General features: G+C 49.9%; 13 protein-coding genes and 1 tRNA gene. 6 read left to right on the top strand and 8 right to left on the bottom strand.

Annotated features, from left to right (window positions below; all coding sequences use genetic code 11):
- The first annotated feature begins 18 nt into the window (after positions 1 to 18).
- The 5 genes from leuO to C9J01_RS30055 all read left to right on the top strand — a co-directional run bounded on the left by leuO (position 19) and on the right by C9J01_RS30055 (position 6,153).
- Positions 19 to 975, top strand: a complete 957-nt coding sequence (gene leuO / locus C9J01_RS18400; RefSeq protein ID WP_107299601.1) for a transcriptional regulator LeuO — start codon at positions 19 to 21, stop codon at positions 973 to 975.
- 295 nt (positions 976 to 1,270) lie between these two features.
- On the top strand, positions 1,271 to 3,085 hold the full coding sequence (locus C9J01_RS18395) for an AMP-dependent synthetase/ligase (RefSeq protein ID WP_107299600.1): 1,815 nt from the start codon (positions 1,271 to 1,273) through the stop codon (positions 3,083 to 3,085).
- Positions 3,086 to 3,659: 574 nt separating this feature from the next.
- Entirely contained in the window at positions 3,660 to 5,378 is a 1,719-nt protein-coding gene (locus tag C9J01_RS18390) for an acetolactate synthase 3 large subunit (RefSeq protein ID WP_107299599.1), read from the top strand.
- Position 5,379: 1 nt separating this feature from the next.
- Positions 5,380 to 5,877, top strand: a complete 498-nt coding sequence (gene ilvN, locus C9J01_RS18385; RefSeq protein WP_107299598.1) for an acetolactate synthase small subunit — start codon at positions 5,380 to 5,382, stop codon at positions 5,875 to 5,877.
- A 147-nt stretch (positions 5,878 to 6,024) separates the two neighbouring features.
- Positions 6,025 to 6,153, top strand: a complete 129-nt coding sequence (locus C9J01_RS30055; protein ID WP_261396954.1) for a hypothetical protein — start codon at positions 6,025 to 6,027, stop codon at positions 6,151 to 6,153.
- A 9-nt stretch (positions 6,154 to 6,162) separates the two neighbouring features.
- Here the strand turns inward: C9J01_RS30055 and C9J01_RS18380 are convergent, their stop codons facing one another.
- The 7 genes from C9J01_RS18380 to rpsU all read right to left on the bottom strand — a co-directional run bounded on the left by C9J01_RS18380 (position 6,163) and on the right by rpsU (position 13,930).
- Complete coding sequence (locus C9J01_RS18380; RefSeq protein ID WP_201797837.1) at positions 6,163 to 6,837, bottom strand: GntR family transcriptional regulator; 675 nt, start codon at positions 6,835 to 6,837, stop codon at positions 6,163 to 6,165.
- A gap of 240 nt (positions 6,838 to 7,077) precedes the next feature.
- Positions 7,078 to 8,490, bottom strand: coding sequence for a pyruvate kinase PykF (gene pykF, locus C9J01_RS18375; protein ID WP_107299597.1), 1,413 nt, complete (start codon positions 8,488 to 8,490; stop codon positions 7,078 to 7,080).
- Between the two features lie 611 nt (positions 8,491 to 9,101).
- Positions 9,102 to 9,177, bottom strand: a tRNA-Ile gene (locus tag C9J01_RS18370).
- Positions 9,178 to 9,372: 195 nt separating this feature from the next.
- Complete coding sequence (rpoD, locus tag C9J01_RS18365; RefSeq protein WP_107299596.1) at positions 9,373 to 11,214, bottom strand: RNA polymerase sigma factor RpoD; 1,842 nt, start codon at positions 11,212 to 11,214, stop codon at positions 9,373 to 9,375.
- Positions 11,215 to 11,307: 93 nt separating this feature from the next.
- Positions 11,308 to 13,068 carry a DNA primase gene (gene dnaG, locus C9J01_RS18360; RefSeq protein ID WP_107299595.1) on the bottom strand — a complete coding sequence of 587 codons (1,761 nt, stop codon included), beginning with the start codon at positions 13,066 to 13,068 and terminating at the stop codon, positions 11,308 to 11,310.
- A gap of 175 nt (positions 13,069 to 13,243) precedes the next feature.
- The gene (locus tag C9J01_RS18355; RefSeq protein ID WP_107299594.1) at positions 13,244 to 13,687 is read right to left on the bottom strand and encodes a GatB/YqeY domain-containing protein; all 444 of its coding nucleotides are present in this window, start codon (positions 13,685 to 13,687) and stop codon (positions 13,244 to 13,246) included.
- Positions 13,688 to 13,714: 27 nt separating this feature from the next.
- The gene (gene rpsU, locus C9J01_RS18350; RefSeq protein ID WP_005301411.1) at positions 13,715 to 13,930 is read right to left on the bottom strand and encodes a 30S ribosomal protein S21; all 216 of its coding nucleotides are present in this window, start codon (positions 13,928 to 13,930) and stop codon (positions 13,715 to 13,717) included.
- Positions 13,931 to 14,114: 184 nt separating this feature from the next.
- Here rpsU and tsaD point away from each other — a divergent pair, with 184 nt between their 5' ends.
- Positions 14,115 to 15,137 (top strand): tRNA (adenosine(37)-N6)-threonylcarbamoyltransferase complex transferase subunit TsaD, encoded by a 1,023-nt coding sequence (tsaD, locus tag C9J01_RS18345; protein ID WP_107299593.1) that lies wholly within the window; start codon positions 14,115 to 14,117, stop codon positions 15,135 to 15,137.
- An 81-nt stretch (positions 15,138 to 15,218) separates the two neighbouring features.
- Here tsaD and plsY read toward each other — a convergent pair whose 3' ends face one another.
- Positions 15,219 to 15,842 carry a glycerol-3-phosphate 1-O-acyltransferase PlsY gene (gene plsY, locus C9J01_RS18340; RefSeq protein ID WP_107299592.1) on the bottom strand — a complete coding sequence of 208 codons (624 nt, stop codon included), beginning with the start codon at positions 15,840 to 15,842 and terminating at the stop codon, positions 15,219 to 15,221.
- Positions 15,843 to 15,858: the final 16 nt, after the last annotated feature.

Genomic DNA, 15,858 nt, shown 5'->3' with positions numbered 1-15,858 from the left:
AATCTATAGAGGCAAATAATGGCACGCAGAAATTCATCTATTCACCCTGCTGATGGGTACAAAATGGAATCAAACTTACGTAGCGTTGATCTAAACCTGTTGACTGTATTTGATGCAGTTATGCAGGAGCAGAACATTACCCGTGCAGCACACAATCTGGGTATGTCCCAGCCGGCAGTGAGTAATGCTGTTGCCCGTCTGAAGGTGATGTTCAATGATGAGCTGTTTATCCGCCATGGCCGTGGTATTCAGCCTACCCAGCGTGCCAAGCAGTTGTTCGGCCCTCTACGCCAGGCGTTGCAGCTGGTGAAAAATGAGCTGCCGTCTTCTATTTTCTCGCCAGAAACCTCAACACGCACCTTTAAACTGGCCGTTTGCAGCCCATCTGACATGCGTTTTGCCCCACGTATCCTGAGCAATGTTGCTGAGCAAGCACCTTATGTACGAGTGCAGGTCGAGGCCGAACTGGACGCTGAACTCACCCAGAAAATGCGTTACCAGGACATCGATTTCGTTATTGATTATGTTCGCTTCGACGAGCCAGGCTTCTGCAGCACAGAGCTGTTTACCGATGAGTTGGTGGTCGTGGCTGCGGGTAACCACCCGCGCATTGGTGAGGTGATCACCGAGGCCGAATTTACCCAGGAGCAACATGCGGTCATGAAGTCGATCCCGGGGGTGAAGATGTTCGCTGACCACATCTACCACGCCCATACCAGCTACCAAGAGGCCTACCAAGGGGCGAGCCTGAGCAACATCATGTATGTGGTTAGCCAATCCGAATTGATTGCTGTGGTACCGCGCTGGCTTGCTAATGTGGCGGCAGCTAGCCAACAGCTGAAGATCCTGCCGTTACCGGTTGAGTCGGCCAAGATTGCAGGCTACCTGAGCTGGCATGAGTCATCACAGAAAGACAAAGGTCACATCTGGATGCGCGACCAGCTATTAGCGGTATGTGGTGATAGCTCCCTCTAAATCGGAGCAATGCCCTTTTTGTTATGAAGCCAGCAATCGCTGGCTTTTCTTTTTCTAAGCGAATCTGTGCGTGCCGTTATACTGTCAGTAGGCGGAAAGTTAGACGTATTTCCTTACACTTTGTAGCCATGCTATTAGGGAAACGTAGAGCCTTTGTAATATCTGGCTTTTTAATTCTGGTCGTACCAGAGAAATGGGTATTTTGTGAAGTCACGGAGTTGCCTTTTTCCCTGCGTCGCGGGTAGACTCCCTGCGGAATAGGCTTACAGGTGTAAGCCCGAATGGCAGAGTAGTTATGGCTAAACGTGAATTTCATATCGTCAACCGCATTCGTTCTCAAGTTGAGCGTTTAGGTGACCAGGTTGCATTGCGCCACCAAGTGGCGGGTCAATGGCAAGATATCCGCTGGACTGAGTTTGGCGATCAGATCCAACAGCTAGCGCTGGCAATGATTGGACATGGCCTCAATGTCCAAGACAAGGTCGGTATTTTCTCCAACAATATGCCGCGATGGACAGTGGCTGACTTCGCAACCTTGTACAACCGAGCTGTAACTGTCCCTATTTACCCAACCAATACCCCTCAGCAAGCTGCATACATCATTAACGATGCAGGCCTCCGTATCTTGTTCGTAGGCGAGCAGGCCCAACTGGATGCTGCTGTTTCAATTGCGGCAGATTGCCCGGCACTGGAGCATATCGTGGTGATGGGTGAGGTTGAAAACCTGACCGAGCACCCACTGGTGATCCGTTTTGACGATTTCGTTGCTGCTGCCGAGTCTGCGCCTGCAGAGGTGTTGACTCAGCGCTTAGATGAAGCTTCAATGGATGACCTGCTGACGCTGATTTACACCTCGGGTACGACCGGTACGCCAAAAGGTGTCATGTTGGATTACAACAATATTGGTTCTCAGATTGAAGGCCACGACCAGAAGTTGGCACTGGAGCAAGGTGATGTTTCACTGTGCTTCCTGCCATTGTCCCACGTTTTCGAACGTGCATGGACCTTCTATGTCCTACACCGTGGTGGCGTAAACTGCTACCTGTCAGATACCAACCTGCTCAAAGAAGCCCTTGCCGAGGTGAAGCCAAATGTCATGGCGGCAGTGCCTAGGGTTTACGAGAAGATTTATTCAACCGTCCACGACAAAGTGGCCCGTGCCCCGTTCCAGCGCAAGGTGATCTTCACCTGGGCGGTCAATATGGGTGCCCGTATGGCACTGGCCCGTCAGGAATGCCGCGAGCCGTCGTGGATGCTGAAGAAGAGCCATGCGTTGGCTGATAAGCTAGTGCTTTCAAAGTTGCGAGCTATCCTTGGTGGCAACATTAAGTTCATGCCGTGTGGTGGTGCCAAGCTGGACGAGAGCATCGGCCGCTTCTTCCATGCCATCGGTATCAACGTCAAGCTAGGCTATGGTATGACCGAAACCACCGCGACAGTATCGTGTTGGGATGATAGCTGCTTTAATCCTGATTCCATCGGTATGCCGATGCCGGGTGCAGAAGTGAAAATTGGCGAAAACAACGAGATCTTGGTTCGCGGCCCGATGGTTATGCGTGGCTACTACAATATGCCGGAAGAAACGGCCAAGAACTTTACCGCAGACGGCTTCCTGAAAACCGGTGATGCCGGCCATATTGATGAGGAAGGTAATGTGTTTATTACCGACCGAATCAAGGAGCTGATGAAAACCTCGGGCGGTAAGTACATTGCGCCGCAGGTGATTGAAGGTGCCATTGGTAAAGACCACTTTATCGAGCAGATCGCCGTGATTGCCGATACCCGTAAGTTTGTCTCGGCCCTGATTGTGCCTTGTTTCGAAACCCTGGAAGAGCATGCTCGCGAGCTTAACATCAAGTACAAGGATCGCATGGAGCTGGTCAAGCACAGCCAGATCATCGAGCTGATCGAAAAGCGTGTTGTTGAGCTGCAAAAAGATCTGGCGCGGTTTGAGCAGGTGAAGAAGTTTACCCTGCTGCCAAGTGCCTTCTCGATGGACAAAGGCGAACTGACACCGACTCAGAAACTGCGTCGTAAAGTGATCCAAGACCGATACCATCAGCAAATTGAGCGTATGTACGAAGAAAGCCATAAAGCGGCCAGCAAGTAATATCGCTAACGTGTTGGAAAGGGGAGCCTCGGCTCTCCTTTTTTATGCCTGGTATTTGCCTGCTGGGGCTTAGTTTTCCGTTTCGGTGCTGCCGGTGTTGCTGTCTCAGTGGTAATAGCTCTGGTTTGATCAGTTGAAGATTCTGAAATAACCACGTAGACAGAGAAAAATATCCTGCAATTTGTAGCACGCTCAACGATGATCTTGATGGATATTTGCTCATTTCAGAGGATACGTGTTAACTGCCTTCGACCAATAGACTTAGTTGCTAAAAAAACGTTACAGTTGTTGCGGTTTACTGCTCGGGTTATGACTCAGAGCAGGTGACATAGCATGAAAGCACGATTTCATTTTTTAGGCTAAAAATAAGCCCTAACTATGTTATACCAGCCTGTATAGCTAATTGAGGCACCAGGTATTCTGGTTGCTGTATTTCCTCAATCAGGCTAGCGCAACCCGTGCTGATACCCAGACTGTTTGCTCCTCCAATCAAGCAGATGGGATCAGGCCGCTAGCAAGAGGTATGGAATGAATTAGCTATGCAGGGTGGTATACGCGACCTGGAGGCAGAAATATGGAAATGTTGTCCGGCGCCGATATGATCGTTCGTTCGATGATCGATCAAGGCGTGAAACATATCTTCGGATACCCTGGTGGTTCAGTTCTTGATATCTATGATGCGCTGCATGAGAAAAGCGATATCGAGCACGTACTGGTCCGCCACGAACAAGCGGCTGTGCACATGGCAGATGGTTATGCCCGTGCCACTGGTGAGGTTGGTGTGGTGCTGGTAACGTCCGGCCCAGGAGCGACCAACGCGATCACTGGTATCGCAACCGCTTATATGGACTCCATTCCTATGGTCGTGCTTTCCGGACAGGTCATGAGTAACCTCATCGGTAACGATGCCTTCCAGGAGTGTGACATGGTGGGGATCTCCCGTCCTGTCGTCAAACACAGCTTCTTGGTGAAAAAGCCGGAAGATATCCCTGAGATCATCAAAAAAGCCTTCTATATCGCTTCTAGTGGCCGCCCAGGCCCAGTTGTTATCGATATCCCCAAAGATATGCTCAACCCGGCTGAGAGCTTCCCGTACAAGTACCCTGAGTCGATTGCCATGCGTTCTTACAACCCGACAACGCAAGGCCACAAGGGCCAGATCAAGCGGGGCCTCAAAGCCCTGTTAGCGGCCAAAAAGCCGGTACTATACGTTGGCGGTGGTGCAATCATGGCTGATTGTAGCCCGCAATTGATCAAACTGGCTGAGAGTTTGAATATCCCGGTGGTCAATACCTTGATGGGCCTTGGTGCTTTCCCAGGTTCGCACAAGAACAATCTGGGTATGCTGGGGATGCACGGTACTTATGAAGCCAATATGGCAATGCATAACTCGGATTTGATTTTCGGTGTCGGGGTGCGTTTTGACGACCGTACCACCAACAATGTCGAGAAATACTGCCCGAATGCCACCATTATGCATATCGATGTCGACCCGTCGTCCATTTCCAAAACCATTGCGGTAGATATCCCGATTGTAGGGTCGGCGGATACGGTGCTCAACTGCATGCTAAAAATGCTTGATGAGCAAAGTGGCCAAAACGATGATGCCGCCATTGATACTTGGTGGAGTGAAATCGAGTCCTGGCGTGGACGCCAGTGCCTGAGCTACAAGAAGGATAATGAGCGCATCAAGCCGCAGGAAGTAATTGAAGTGCTTCATAGGCTGACTGATGGCGATGCTTATGTTGCCTCGGATGTTGGCCAGCACCAGATGTTCGCTGCCTTGTATTATCCGTTTGACAAACCCCGCCGCTGGATCAACTCCGGTGGCCTTGGCACGATGGGCTTTGGCCTTCCTGCCGCAATGGGGGTTAAGTTCGCCCTGCCAGATGCCGAAGTCGTCTGTGTAACCGGTGATGGTAGTATCCAGATGAATATCCAGGAGCTTTCCACTGCTCTTCAGTACGATATTCCGGTTAAGATCATCAACCTCAACAACCGTTTCCTCGGTATGGTAAAACAGTGGCAGGATATGATTTACCAAGGCCGCCACTCCCATTCTTATATGGACTCGGTGCCTGATTTTGCTGCCATTGCTGAAGCGTATGGCCACGTTGGGGTGCGGATTTCCGACCCGAACAAACTAGAAGAAGAGCTGGAAAAGGCGTTGGCGCTAAAAGATCGCCTAGTCTTTATCGACATCAGTGTTGATGAGACAGAGCACGTCTACCCAATGTTGATCCGTGGTGGGTCAATGAGCGAAATGTGGCTGAGTAAAACGGAGAGAACGTAATATGCGCAGGATTGTATCAGTACTTCTTGAAAATGAACCGGGCGCATTGTCACGGGTAGTCGGGCTGTTTTCCCAACGGGGCTACAACATTGAGTCTTTGACGGTAGCCCCGACGGATGATCCTACCTTGTCCCGTTTGAATATCACGACCAATGTTGAAGATGAGGCGGCGCTGGAGCAGATTGAGAAACAACTGCACAAGCTCATCGATATCCTCAAGGTTAGCAATGTTACCGAGAGTGAGCATGTTGAGCGCGAATTGATGTTGGTTAAGGTCAAGGCGAGCGGTTTTTCCCGTGCGGAAGTGAAGCGCACTGCGGATATTTTCCGGGGCCAGATAGTCGATGTGACAAGCCAGATCTACACCGTCCAGCTAGCGGGGACTAGCGATAAGCTGGATGCCTTTATTTCAGCGGTCAGCGAAGCGACAGAGATCATCGAAGTCGCCCGCAGTGGTGTCGTTGGTATTGCTCGTGGAGAGCGGGCGCTGAAGGCCTAAATCCTACTAAGAGCTTGTCTCAGGTCTAATACACCCGGTGCTTGTCACCGGGTTTTGTCATTTTGTCTCCCTGAAAATCAAACCTTATTAGACTAAAGTCTAATAAGGTCAGGTGCCAATCAGGTGGTATGGCGCAGGGGGGAAATGATGAACCGTAAATTTTTGGCAAGGCTTACAGTGCTCAGCCTATTTCTGCTTGGCTTCAATGTCAGTGCGCTGTATTTCCTGTTAGCGGTATTACTGCTTAATACCCACCACAAGGAAATTTTTTGGTAGTGCCAGCTATCAGTCTTGGACCAAGTCGCCTTTTATCATTTCCAGTGCGCGCTCTGAATGAGTTGCCATGATTGCTAGTGCCTGCTCGGTATTGCGGTCTAATACTGCCTTCATCATTGCTTCATGCTCACCGTTGTCATGGTATCGCTCTTCATATCGGCGGTGCCTGCTCACCCAAATATGGCGATAGCGTTCGATTTGCTCATACACTTGGCGGTACAGTGCTAGCATTGTCGGTGATTGACTACCTGCAAGGAGGGCGTGGTGGAAGTCACTGTGCCTTTGTTCCCATTCTGCGAAGTCGGTATTCGCTTCTGCTGGGTTCAGCCTGCTGAGCTTGTGGTAGCTGGTGAGGATGTTGATTTCCCATGCTTCATCGCCTTGCTCAATCGCTCGCTGTAGTAGGATTTTTGAGAGTTCTTGATTGGTATCGAACAAGTCTTCCAATTCGGCAGCAGAAACATTGGCAACCCAGCAGCCTTTTTGTGGCGCAAAATGGACGTATTTACGCCAAGCCAGTTGAACAAGGGCTTCGCGGATCGGAGAGGCGCCCACGTTATATCGAAGCTTGAGATCTGCGACGACCAGCTTTTGGCCGGGGGATAGCTCACCCGTCAAGATATCTTGGCGGATCATTTCCATGACTTTGTCGGCAAGGGTAGGGCTGGACACGTTCTTCCTCATTGTGTGGTTTCAGCTCAGAATAGGCAGTGCCACCCGCAAGGTTAAGCGTATAAGGATATGCTCAAGGGGAATACTGCAGGGTGAAGTATATCGAGGAAAAAAATCGAGTGCGACGCTAAGTTTCATAATTGTGAGAGGTCATCACAGATTAGCGAGGCAGTTGGTTATGAAAACAGCGGTATAGCGAGCAATAAAAAACGGGAGCCGAAGCTCCCGTTTTAACAATCAGCGAAATGACACTTATAGTACGTGTACAGAAGCTGTGTTAGTTGTACCAGAAGGAACTAGCGCGCCAGATACCATAACAACGATATCGCCTTTAGCGCCTAGGCCAGTTTCTAGTGCAAGCTCTTTACCGCGGCCGTAGAACGCATCAGTGTTGTCGATAGAATCAACAACTACTGGAGTAACACCTTTGGTCAGTGCTAGCTGAGCAGCAGTCTTAGTGTTAGTAGTAACAGCTAGGATGTTTGCAGTTGGGAAGTACTTACGTACAGAACGTGCAGACTTACCAGCTTCAGTTGCTACAACGATAAGAGGAGCGTTTAGCTTCTCAGACGTGTCTACAGCACCTTTACAAACTGCTTCAGTGATACGTAGGCGAGCGCTGTCTAGACGAGAGCCTAGCTCTGCTTTAAGAGCTGCGTCAGTACGCTCACAGATCTGAGCCATGATAGTTACTGCTTCGATTGGGTACTTACCTTTCGCAGACTCACCAGAAAGCATTACTGCATCAGTACCGTCCATGATTGCGTTCGCAACGTCACCCGCTTCTGCGCGAGTTGGACGTGGGTTCTTGATCATAGAGTCAAGCATCTGAGTTGCAGTGATAACCACTTTACGTGCACGGTTACACTTCTCGATCATCATCTTCTGAGCGAAGATAACTTCTTCAACTGGGATCTCAACACCTAGGTCACCACGAGCAACCATGATGCCGTCAGAGGCTTCTAGGATTTCGTCGAAGTTGTCAACGCCTTCCTGGTTTTCGATCTTAGAGATGATCTGGATGTTTTCGCCGCCGTTAGCAACTAGTAGTTCACGGATTTCTTTAACATCAGATGCTTTACGGATGAAAGAAGCCGCAACGAAGTCAACGCCTTGCTCACAACCGAATACTAGGTCAGCTTTGTCTTTTTCAGACAGTGCAGGAAGCTGTACAGAAACGCCAGGTAGGTTAACACCTTTGTTCTCGCCTAGGTCACCGTTGTTAAGTACTTTACACTTAACTTCAGTCTCAGAAGTTTCTAGAACTTCCATTTCGATCAGGCCGTCGTCAACAAGGATAGTGTTGCCTTTAGCCAGGTCTTTAGCAAAACCAGGGTAAGTTACCGCCACGCGGTCTTGGTTACCGATTACAGAAGTGTCAGTTGTGAACGTGAACTCCTGACCAGCAACAAGAGAAAAGTCTTGACCGCCTTCAAGCTTGATAGTACGAATTTCTGGACCTTTAGTGTCTAGAAGAATCGCAAGCTGCTTACCAGTCTCGCCCATAACGTCACGTAGGTTCTGGATACGCTGGCCGTGCTCAGCGAAGTCACCGTGTGAGAAGTTTAGACGCATTACGTTCATGCCAGCGTTAGCTAGCTTAGTAAGCATTTCTACAGATTCAGTTTTAGGTCCAATCGTACATACGATCTTGGTCTTTTTCATTGAGAATGGTCTCCGGACGAACTTTTACCCAAGGGAAATTTGATTCACAGTGTTATACCCGAAAACGCAGTGCCATTGATGTTGAAATACGCCTACAAAGTGTGGCGAACTTCAAAAAAATGTAACTTTCGTCCGGTTATCACCAGTGACAATACAAATTTTTTCAAAAATATTGCCTTACAAAAGCAGTGGTATTGCTTTTGTAAGGCATCTCTTGTGAGCCAAAGCTGCCGTTAACCGGGTAGGTTATTGGCAAGATGTCATGACTATACTGTAGCCGTATGACGCTTGTATGTCTGCCTTACATAAATCGGCAGGCCAAACAAGGGGCATATACTAACATAGTCAATCTCTTTAATCACCTTGTGATAGTGCGCAAATTTTTAACGCCCGCTCCAAGAGAGGTTGAGATTATCTACATATTTCACAGATTTTTTTTGTTTCTTATCAATTGATGATTTATTTAGGAGGGAAAAATAAATAACAAAGTTATTACTAGGTTAAGGTTGCAGCAAGTTAAGCACAAGAGTGCTGGTGGATGGCTACTAGAAAACAAAAAAGACCTGATAGGTTGCCCTATCAGGTCTCTGAAATCTTTACCACAAGAGAAGTGGTGGCCCCTCCCAGACTTGAACTGGGGACCAAGCGATTATGAGTCGCCTGCTCTAACCACTGAGCTAAGGGGCCGAATGGGTGAAATTATATGGGAAGGCTGTCGGCTTGTCTAGCGAATAAAGTGGTTGTTTTGCTTGCTTTTTAGGCAGTTAAAGGAACATGCCAGCCCAAAGGTGAGAACAGAAGTAAGTGTTTGATGGCAAGAAAGAAGAAATAAAAAAAACGGGCCGAAAGGCCCGTTTTTAGTCATGCTATTTGAATGCGTGCTTATTCATCCAGGAAGCTGCGCAGAACGTCTGAGCGGCTTGGGTGGCGTAGCTTACGCAGTGCCTTCGCTTCGATCTGACGGATACGCTCACGGGTAACGTCGAACTGCTTGCCCACTTCCTCAAGGGTGTGGTCAGTGTTCATATCGATACCGAAACGCATACGCAGTACTTTCGCTTCACGCGGCGTCAGACCCGCTAGTACATCGTTGGTCGCCATACGCAGGTTGGTTGCTGTAGCAGCATCCATTGGAAGCTGAAGCGTGGTATCTTCAATGAAATCACCTAGGTGCGAATCTTCATCATCACCGATAGGGGTTTCCATTGAGATTGGCTCTTTGGCAATCTTCAGTACCTTGCGGATCTTGTCTTCAGGCATCTGCATACGCTCTGCCAATTCTTCCGGCAATGGTTCGCGGCCCATTTCCTGAAGCATCTGGCGAGAGATACGGTTCAGCTTGTTGATCGTCTCGATCATGTGAACAGGGATACGGATAGTACGTGCCTGGTCAGCAATTGAGCGCGTGATTGCCTGACGGATCCACCATGTTGCATAAGTCGAGAACTTGTAACCGCGACGGTATTCGAACTTATCTACCGCTTTCATTAGGCCGATGTTACCTTCCTGGATCAGATCCAAGAACTGTAGGCCACGGTTGGTGTATTTCTTGGCAATCGAGATAACAAGACGCAAGTTTGCTTCAACCATCTCTTTCTTCGCTCGGCGAGCCTTGGCTTCACCGATAGACATACGACGGCTGATGTCTTTGATACGTTCGATAGACAAGCCAGTTTCCTGTTCTAGGATACTTAGCTTGGTCGTTGCACGACGAAGGTCTTCTTCGTACGTTTTCAGGCGTTCAGCATAAGGCTTGCCTGAGTTCAGTGCCTCGTCAATCCACTCAGAAGAAGCTTCGTTGCCGGCAAATAGGCTTACAAAAGTTTTCTTCGGCATCTTGCTGTTGTCGACACACATACGCATGATCAGACGCTCGTTGGTGCGCACTTTGTCCATAGACTCACGCAGAGAGCTGATCAGCTTGTCGAACTGCTTAGGGATCAGACGGAACTGTTTGAAGACTTCAGATAGCTCTTCAACAGCAACCGCTGTTTTTGGATCCTGGCGGCCATGAGTATCAATAGCTAGCGCCATGTTGTCGTAGGCAACACGCAAGTCATTGAATTTCTCACGAGCAAGCTCAGGGTCAATGCCTGTATCTTCTTCTTCTTCATCGGCATCTTCGTCTTCTTCCAGATCTTTGTCTTCATCTTCAAGATCTGCTTCGCTTAGCTCAGAGCCGATGTGTGTTGCTGTCGGTGCGGCAGTTTCTTCTTCATTCGGGTCGACAAAACCAGAGATGATATCAGTCAGGCGAAGTTCTTCTGCTTCTACCTTGTCAAACTGCTCAAGCAAATATGCGATGGCGCTTGGGTACTCGGCAACAGAGCACTGAACCTGGTTAATACCATCTTCAATGCGCTTTGCGATATCAATCTCGCCTTCGCGGGTAAGGAGTTCTACTGTACCCATTTCACGCATGTACATACGTACTGGGTCAGTGGTGCGGCCAATTTCGCTTTCTACACTTGATAGGGCCTGGGCCGCGGCTTCAATCGCGTCTTCGTCCGCATTGTCTTCTGTCATCATCAGATCATCGGCATCAGGGGCAGTTTCAACTACCTTGATACCCATGTCATTGATCATCTGAATGATGTCTTCCACCTGATCAGAATCGACGATGTCCTCTGGTAGGTGGTCATTTACTTCGGCGTAGGTCAGATAGCCTTGTTCCTTGCCTTTAGCAACAAGTAACTTTAGCTGTGACTGCGGATTTTGCTCCATAGACGATATCCAACTTAGGGTCTGATTGAGAATAGTAGTATGCAGAGATGCAAACCATTAATTATAACAAATTTCTTAATTGATGACTACTTACTAGCCGGGACGGTTGAGTATCAGCAACTGCAATTCCCGCTTCTCTTCGACTGATAAGCCGACGGTTCTCGATTTAGCCTGCAACTTTTCGATTTGTTGTTTAACGCACTGGTCAATGACTTTGTCCATTGCGTCAAGAAAAACATCTAGAGTGTTGTCCTCTTCTTTGGCAAGAGGCAGTTCCCAGGCTGCTAGGCGTGCTAGCATCCCTTCACTTTTGCTTCCGCGCCAACCCTCTAGCAGTTGTCCAGTTTTAATATTGGGGTTGGCCCGACACTTTTCAACTATTGTTATCAATAAATTTAGCCCAGCGACATCAATCCCTTCAAATGCAGCCATATCAAATTCTAGGCTATTTACAAAATCTGGGTTCTGGATCAGCAAGGCGATAACTTCGCGCATCGGGGTGCGTTTGATTTCCGGCTGGCCGGCTTTCTTCGGTGCGTCGGCCCCTTGCTTTGAGATTAGCTGCTGCAATTGCTCTTCGTTGGGCAAGCCCAACTTTCTGCCAAGCATCTCACGCAAATAGAGGCGTAGGGTGCCGCCGGGTACCTTATCAATTAGCGGGACGGCAAGGGTGCTCAGCTTGGCCTTACCTTCGTTGCTGCTGGTATCGACCTGCTGCAATAGGGTGCTGAACATAAAGTCTGACAGGGTCATGGCCTGTTCGACTTGTTGCTCAAACCCTTCCTGGCCGTACTGGCGGATATAGGTATCCGGGTCCTCGCCGTCTGGCAGGAACATAAACTTGAGCTGGCGGCCGTCGTTGAGGTACGGCAAAGCTTGCTCCATCGCACGCCACGCTGCGTCACGGCCAGCCCGGTCACCATCGTAGCAACACACCACGGTACCGGTTTGGCGGAACATCATTTGGATATGGTCACCGGTAGTCGATGTACCCAGCGAGGCGACGGCGTAGTCGACCCCAAACTGGGCTAGGGCAACAACATCCATATAGCCTTCAACAACGAGCAGCTTTTCCGGTTCACGGTAGGCTTGCAGCACTTCGTACAAGCCGTAGAGCTCACGCCCTTTGTGGAAGATCGGCGTTTCCGGAGAGTTGAGGTATTTAGGGGTGCCATCACCCAGCACCCGGCCACCAAAGCCTATTACCCGGCCACGGCGATCGTGAATCGGGAACATAACCCGGCCACGGAAGCGGTCGTAGCGCCTGCCGTTGTCATTTTCAATCAGCATACCGGCACTGACGAGTGCCTGCTGGGCCTGCATATCGCGGCCAAAACGGTTACGGACCTGATCCCATTGGTCAGGCACAAAGCCGATACCAAACTTTTTGACCACTTCCCCAGACAGCCCGCGCCCTTTGAGGTAGTCAATGGCGGTCTGTCCCTCTTGGGTTCTCAGCTGGCCTTGGTAGAACTGGGAAATCTGTCCCATCATTTCGTACAGACCGAGTTTTTCTTTGCTACGGGCCCCGGATTGGCCACCGCCAGTGCCTTGCTCGCGCGGGATCTCAAGGCCAAGTTGTGACGCAAGCTCTTCAATCGCCTCGACAAATTCCAGGCGGTCAAATTCCATCACGAAATCAAGGACGTTACCGTGGGCACCACAGCCGAAACAGTGGTAGAACTGTTTTTCTTGGCTGACAGAGAAAGACGGGGTCTTTTCGTTGTGGAACGGGCAGCAGGCACCAAAGTTTTTGCCCTGTTTCTTGAGCTTTACCCTGGCATCCACAATATCCACGATGTCATGTCGAGAGATGAGATCATCGATAAATGTACGTGGGATTTTTCCAGCCATAGAGTGGTGTTACCTGCTTGCGTTGGGATGGAGTGTCAAATCAAAGTGTTATAGCTATGCGATAATAGCACTTTGATTTGGCGTCGGAGAAATAAAATCGACAGGGTGCTGAATACGAACAAGCCGCGCAGTCCTGTTACGGATAGCACGGCTTGTTGCAGAAATAGGGTAGGGATTAACCTAGCTTGGCTTTCACCAGTTGGCTAACTTTACCCATATCGGCACGACCCTGAACCTGTGGTTTCAGTACGCCCATCAGTTTGCCCATGTCCTGCATGCTGGCAGCACCGGTAGCAGCAATAGCCTCATCCAGCAGAGCGGCGACTTCGTCGTCGGTCAGCGGTTGTGGCATGAACTCTTCCAGAACTGTGATTTCAGCAAGCTCTGCATCAGCAAGATCTTGGCGACCTGCTGCTTCATATTGAGCAACAGAATCACGGCGCTGTTTTACCATTTTGGTCAATACTGCCAGAATGTCGTCTTCGGAAAGAGTGATCTTTTCGTCAACTTCACGCTGTTTGATGGCAGCCATTACCAAGCGAATTGTGCCAAGACGAGGTTTGTCTTTGGCTTTCATCGCTGCTTTTTGTTCGTCTTTAAGACGCTCAATCAGGGTCATAACACGTTCCTTCTGTTAATCAGCAGATTAGTACAGACGAACGCGACGCGCGTTTTCGCGAGCCAATTTCTTCAGGTGACGCTTAACTGCCGCTGCTTTCGCACGCTTACGTACAGTAGTAGGCTTTTCGAAGTGCTCACGACGACGTACTTCAGAAAGGATACCTGCTTTTTCGCAAGAGCGCTTGAAACGACGTAGTGCTACGTCAAACGGTTCGTTTTCACGTACTTTGATTACTGGCATGTAATACTCACCTCAGAGTGATTCGGTTAATGCTGACGTTCAATAAAGTGTCAGCTGATTAAAAATGGTGCGAAATTCTAATCTGATCTGGGGGCATTTGTAAAGCATTCTGCAACCCCGAACTGGTTAATTTCTGTCAAGGGCGGTAGTATGGCCCCCAATTACCATAAGTATAGAGGTTGTTATGCGTATACTGGGCATCGAAACCTCCTGTGACGAAACAGGTGTGGCTATTTTCGATGATGAAAAAGGCCTATTGGCACACGAACTTTACAGCCAGGTAAAACTGCATGCCGACTACGGTGGTGTCGTGCCTGAACTGGCCTCGCGTGACCATGTAAAGAAGACGATTCCGCTCATCAAGGAAGCGCTTAACAATGCCGGCTTGACGCCTGAGGATTTGGACGGTGTGGCATACACCGCAGGACCTGGCCTAGTCGGCGCACTGTTAGTGGGAGCGACCATTGGCCGCAGCCTGGCCTACGCCTGGGATTTACCGGCTGTTGCGGTACACCACATGGAAGGCCATTTGCTGGCACCGATGCTGGAAGATAACCCGCCTGAGTTTCCGTTTGTGGCACTGCTGGTCTCTGGCGGCCACACCATGATGGTAGAAGTGAAGGGCATTGGCGAATACCAAATATTGGGTGAATCGATTGACGATGCAGCCGGTGAAGCGTTTGATAAAACCGCCAAGCTAATGGGGCTGGATTATCCGGGGGGCCCATTGCTGTCGCGTTTGGCTGACAAAGGGACCGCAGGACGCTTTACCTTCCCGCGCCCGATGACTGACCGCCCTGGTCTGGACTTTAGCTTTTCTGGCCTCAAGACGTTTGCGGCCAATACCATCCGTGCTAACGATGATGACGAGCAGACCCGTGCCGATATTGCCTATGCGTTCCAGGAAGCGGTTGTTGATACCCTGGCCATCAAATGTAAGCGCGCCCTCAAGCAGACAGGCTTCAAACGCCTGGTGATTGCCGGTGGTGTGAGTGCCAACAAGCACTTGCGTGAGCAGTTGGAGACCATGATGGCGAAGATGGGCGGCGAAGTGTTCTACCCACGTACCGAGTTCTGTACCGATAACGGTGCGATGATTGCTTTTGCCGGCATGCAACGCCTGAAAAACCAAGAAACGATGGACTTGGGCGTAAAAGCGTACCCGCGTTGGCCTATCGATCAGCTAAAGCCGATCAAAGACGCGTAAGCCTTTATGCCTTGGTAACTTTATGCCTTGGTAAAAGGTTTTGAGGTGAGATGATAAAGCAACCCCGTGACAGGCTGGAAATCAGTCTTGTGGCGGGGTTGTTTTGTTTCTGCGCTGGAATTTATTCCAGATCTTGCTCTCCTCGCCCTCGAGCAGGCGGCGGACATTGTCGTGATGGCGAAAGACGATCAGGCACGAGAGCATAGCAACCGGCATGGTGTATTCCGGTTTAACCCACCAAGTAAATAGCGGTGCAGCCAGAGCGGTGACCATCGAGCCCAGTGAGGAATAGCCGGTAACCAAAACCGTTAGTAGCCATGTGCTGATCAACAAGCCACTGAGATCCCAGCCGATAGGAGCCAGAGCTCCCAGTGCGGTTGCGACGCCTTTGCCGCCACGAAAATGGAAGAATATCGGGTAGATATGGCCAAGGCAGGCGGCGATGCCGATGAACCCCAGCATGAAGGGGTTGATGCCGATAAAATAGCTCAGCCAGACCGGCAGCATACCTTTGAGGATATCGCAGACCAAGACGCTGGCTGCAGCACCACGACCACCGAGGCGTAAAACATTGGTGGCACCGGGGTTGCCCGAGCCGTTTTCACGAGGATCAGGCAGGCCGTACAAGCGGCAGATCAAGACCGCACTGGATATAGAACCCAGTAGGTAGGCACCGATGATGATCATGAGTACAAGTGGTGTCATGCAAGATCCTGTAGCT

Origin of the sequence: Photobacterium rosenbergii (genome assembly GCF_003026455.1) — a bacterium.
Taxonomy (GTDB): Bacteria; Pseudomonadota; Gammaproteobacteria; order Enterobacterales; family Vibrionaceae; genus Photobacterium; species Photobacterium rosenbergii.
Note: the sequence above shows the minus strand (reverse complement) of the source record. Positions and strands in the feature narration are given on the sequence as shown.

What these genes read in the sequence shown, in the direction of transcription:
- tsaD (WP_107299593.1), top strand. Translation starts at nt 14,115, where the DNA reads ATGCGTATACTGGGCATCGAAACCTCCTGTGACGAAACAGGTGTGGCT.
- rpsU (WP_005301411.1), bottom strand. Translation starts at nt 13,930, where the DNA reads ATGCCAGTAATCAAAGTACGTGAAAACGAACCGTTTGACGTAGCACTA.
- ilvN (WP_107299598.1), top strand. Translation starts at nt 5,380, where the DNA reads ATGCGCAGGATTGTATCAGTACTTCTTGAAAATGAACCGGGCGCATTG.
- leuO (WP_107299601.1), top strand. Translation starts at nt 19, where the DNA reads ATGGCACGCAGAAATTCATCTATTCACCCTGCTGATGGGTACAAAATG.
- C9J01_RS30055 (WP_261396954.1), top strand. Translation starts at nt 6,025, where the DNA reads ATGAACCGTAAATTTTTGGCAAGGCTTACAGTGCTCAGCCTATTTCTG.
- dnaG (WP_107299595.1), bottom strand. Translation starts at nt 13,068, where the DNA reads ATGGCTGGAAAAATCCCACGTACATTTATCGATGATCTCATCTCTCGA.
- pykF (WP_107299597.1), bottom strand. Translation starts at nt 8,490, where the DNA reads ATGAAAAAGACCAAGATCGTATGTACGATTGGACCTAAAACTGAATCT.
- C9J01_RS18395 (WP_107299600.1), top strand. Translation starts at nt 1,271, where the DNA reads ATGGCTAAACGTGAATTTCATATCGTCAACCGCATTCGTTCTCAAGTT.
- C9J01_RS18355 (WP_107299594.1), bottom strand. Translation starts at nt 13,687, where the DNA reads ATGACCCTGATTGAGCGTCTTAAAGACGAACAAAAAGCAGCGATGAAA.
- plsY (WP_107299592.1), bottom strand. Translation starts at nt 15,842, where the DNA reads ATGACACCACTTGTACTCATGATCATCATCGGTGCCTACCTACTGGGT.
- C9J01_RS18390 (WP_107299599.1), top strand. Translation starts at nt 3,660, where the DNA reads ATGGAAATGTTGTCCGGCGCCGATATGATCGTTCGTTCGATGATCGAT.
- C9J01_RS18380 (WP_201797837.1), bottom strand. Translation starts at nt 6,837, where the DNA reads ATGAGGAAGAACGTGTCCAGCCCTACCCTTGCCGACAAAGTCATGGAA.
- rpoD (WP_107299596.1), bottom strand. Translation starts at nt 11,214, where the DNA reads ATGGAGCAAAATCCGCAGTCACAGCTAAAGTTACTTGTTGCTAAAGGC.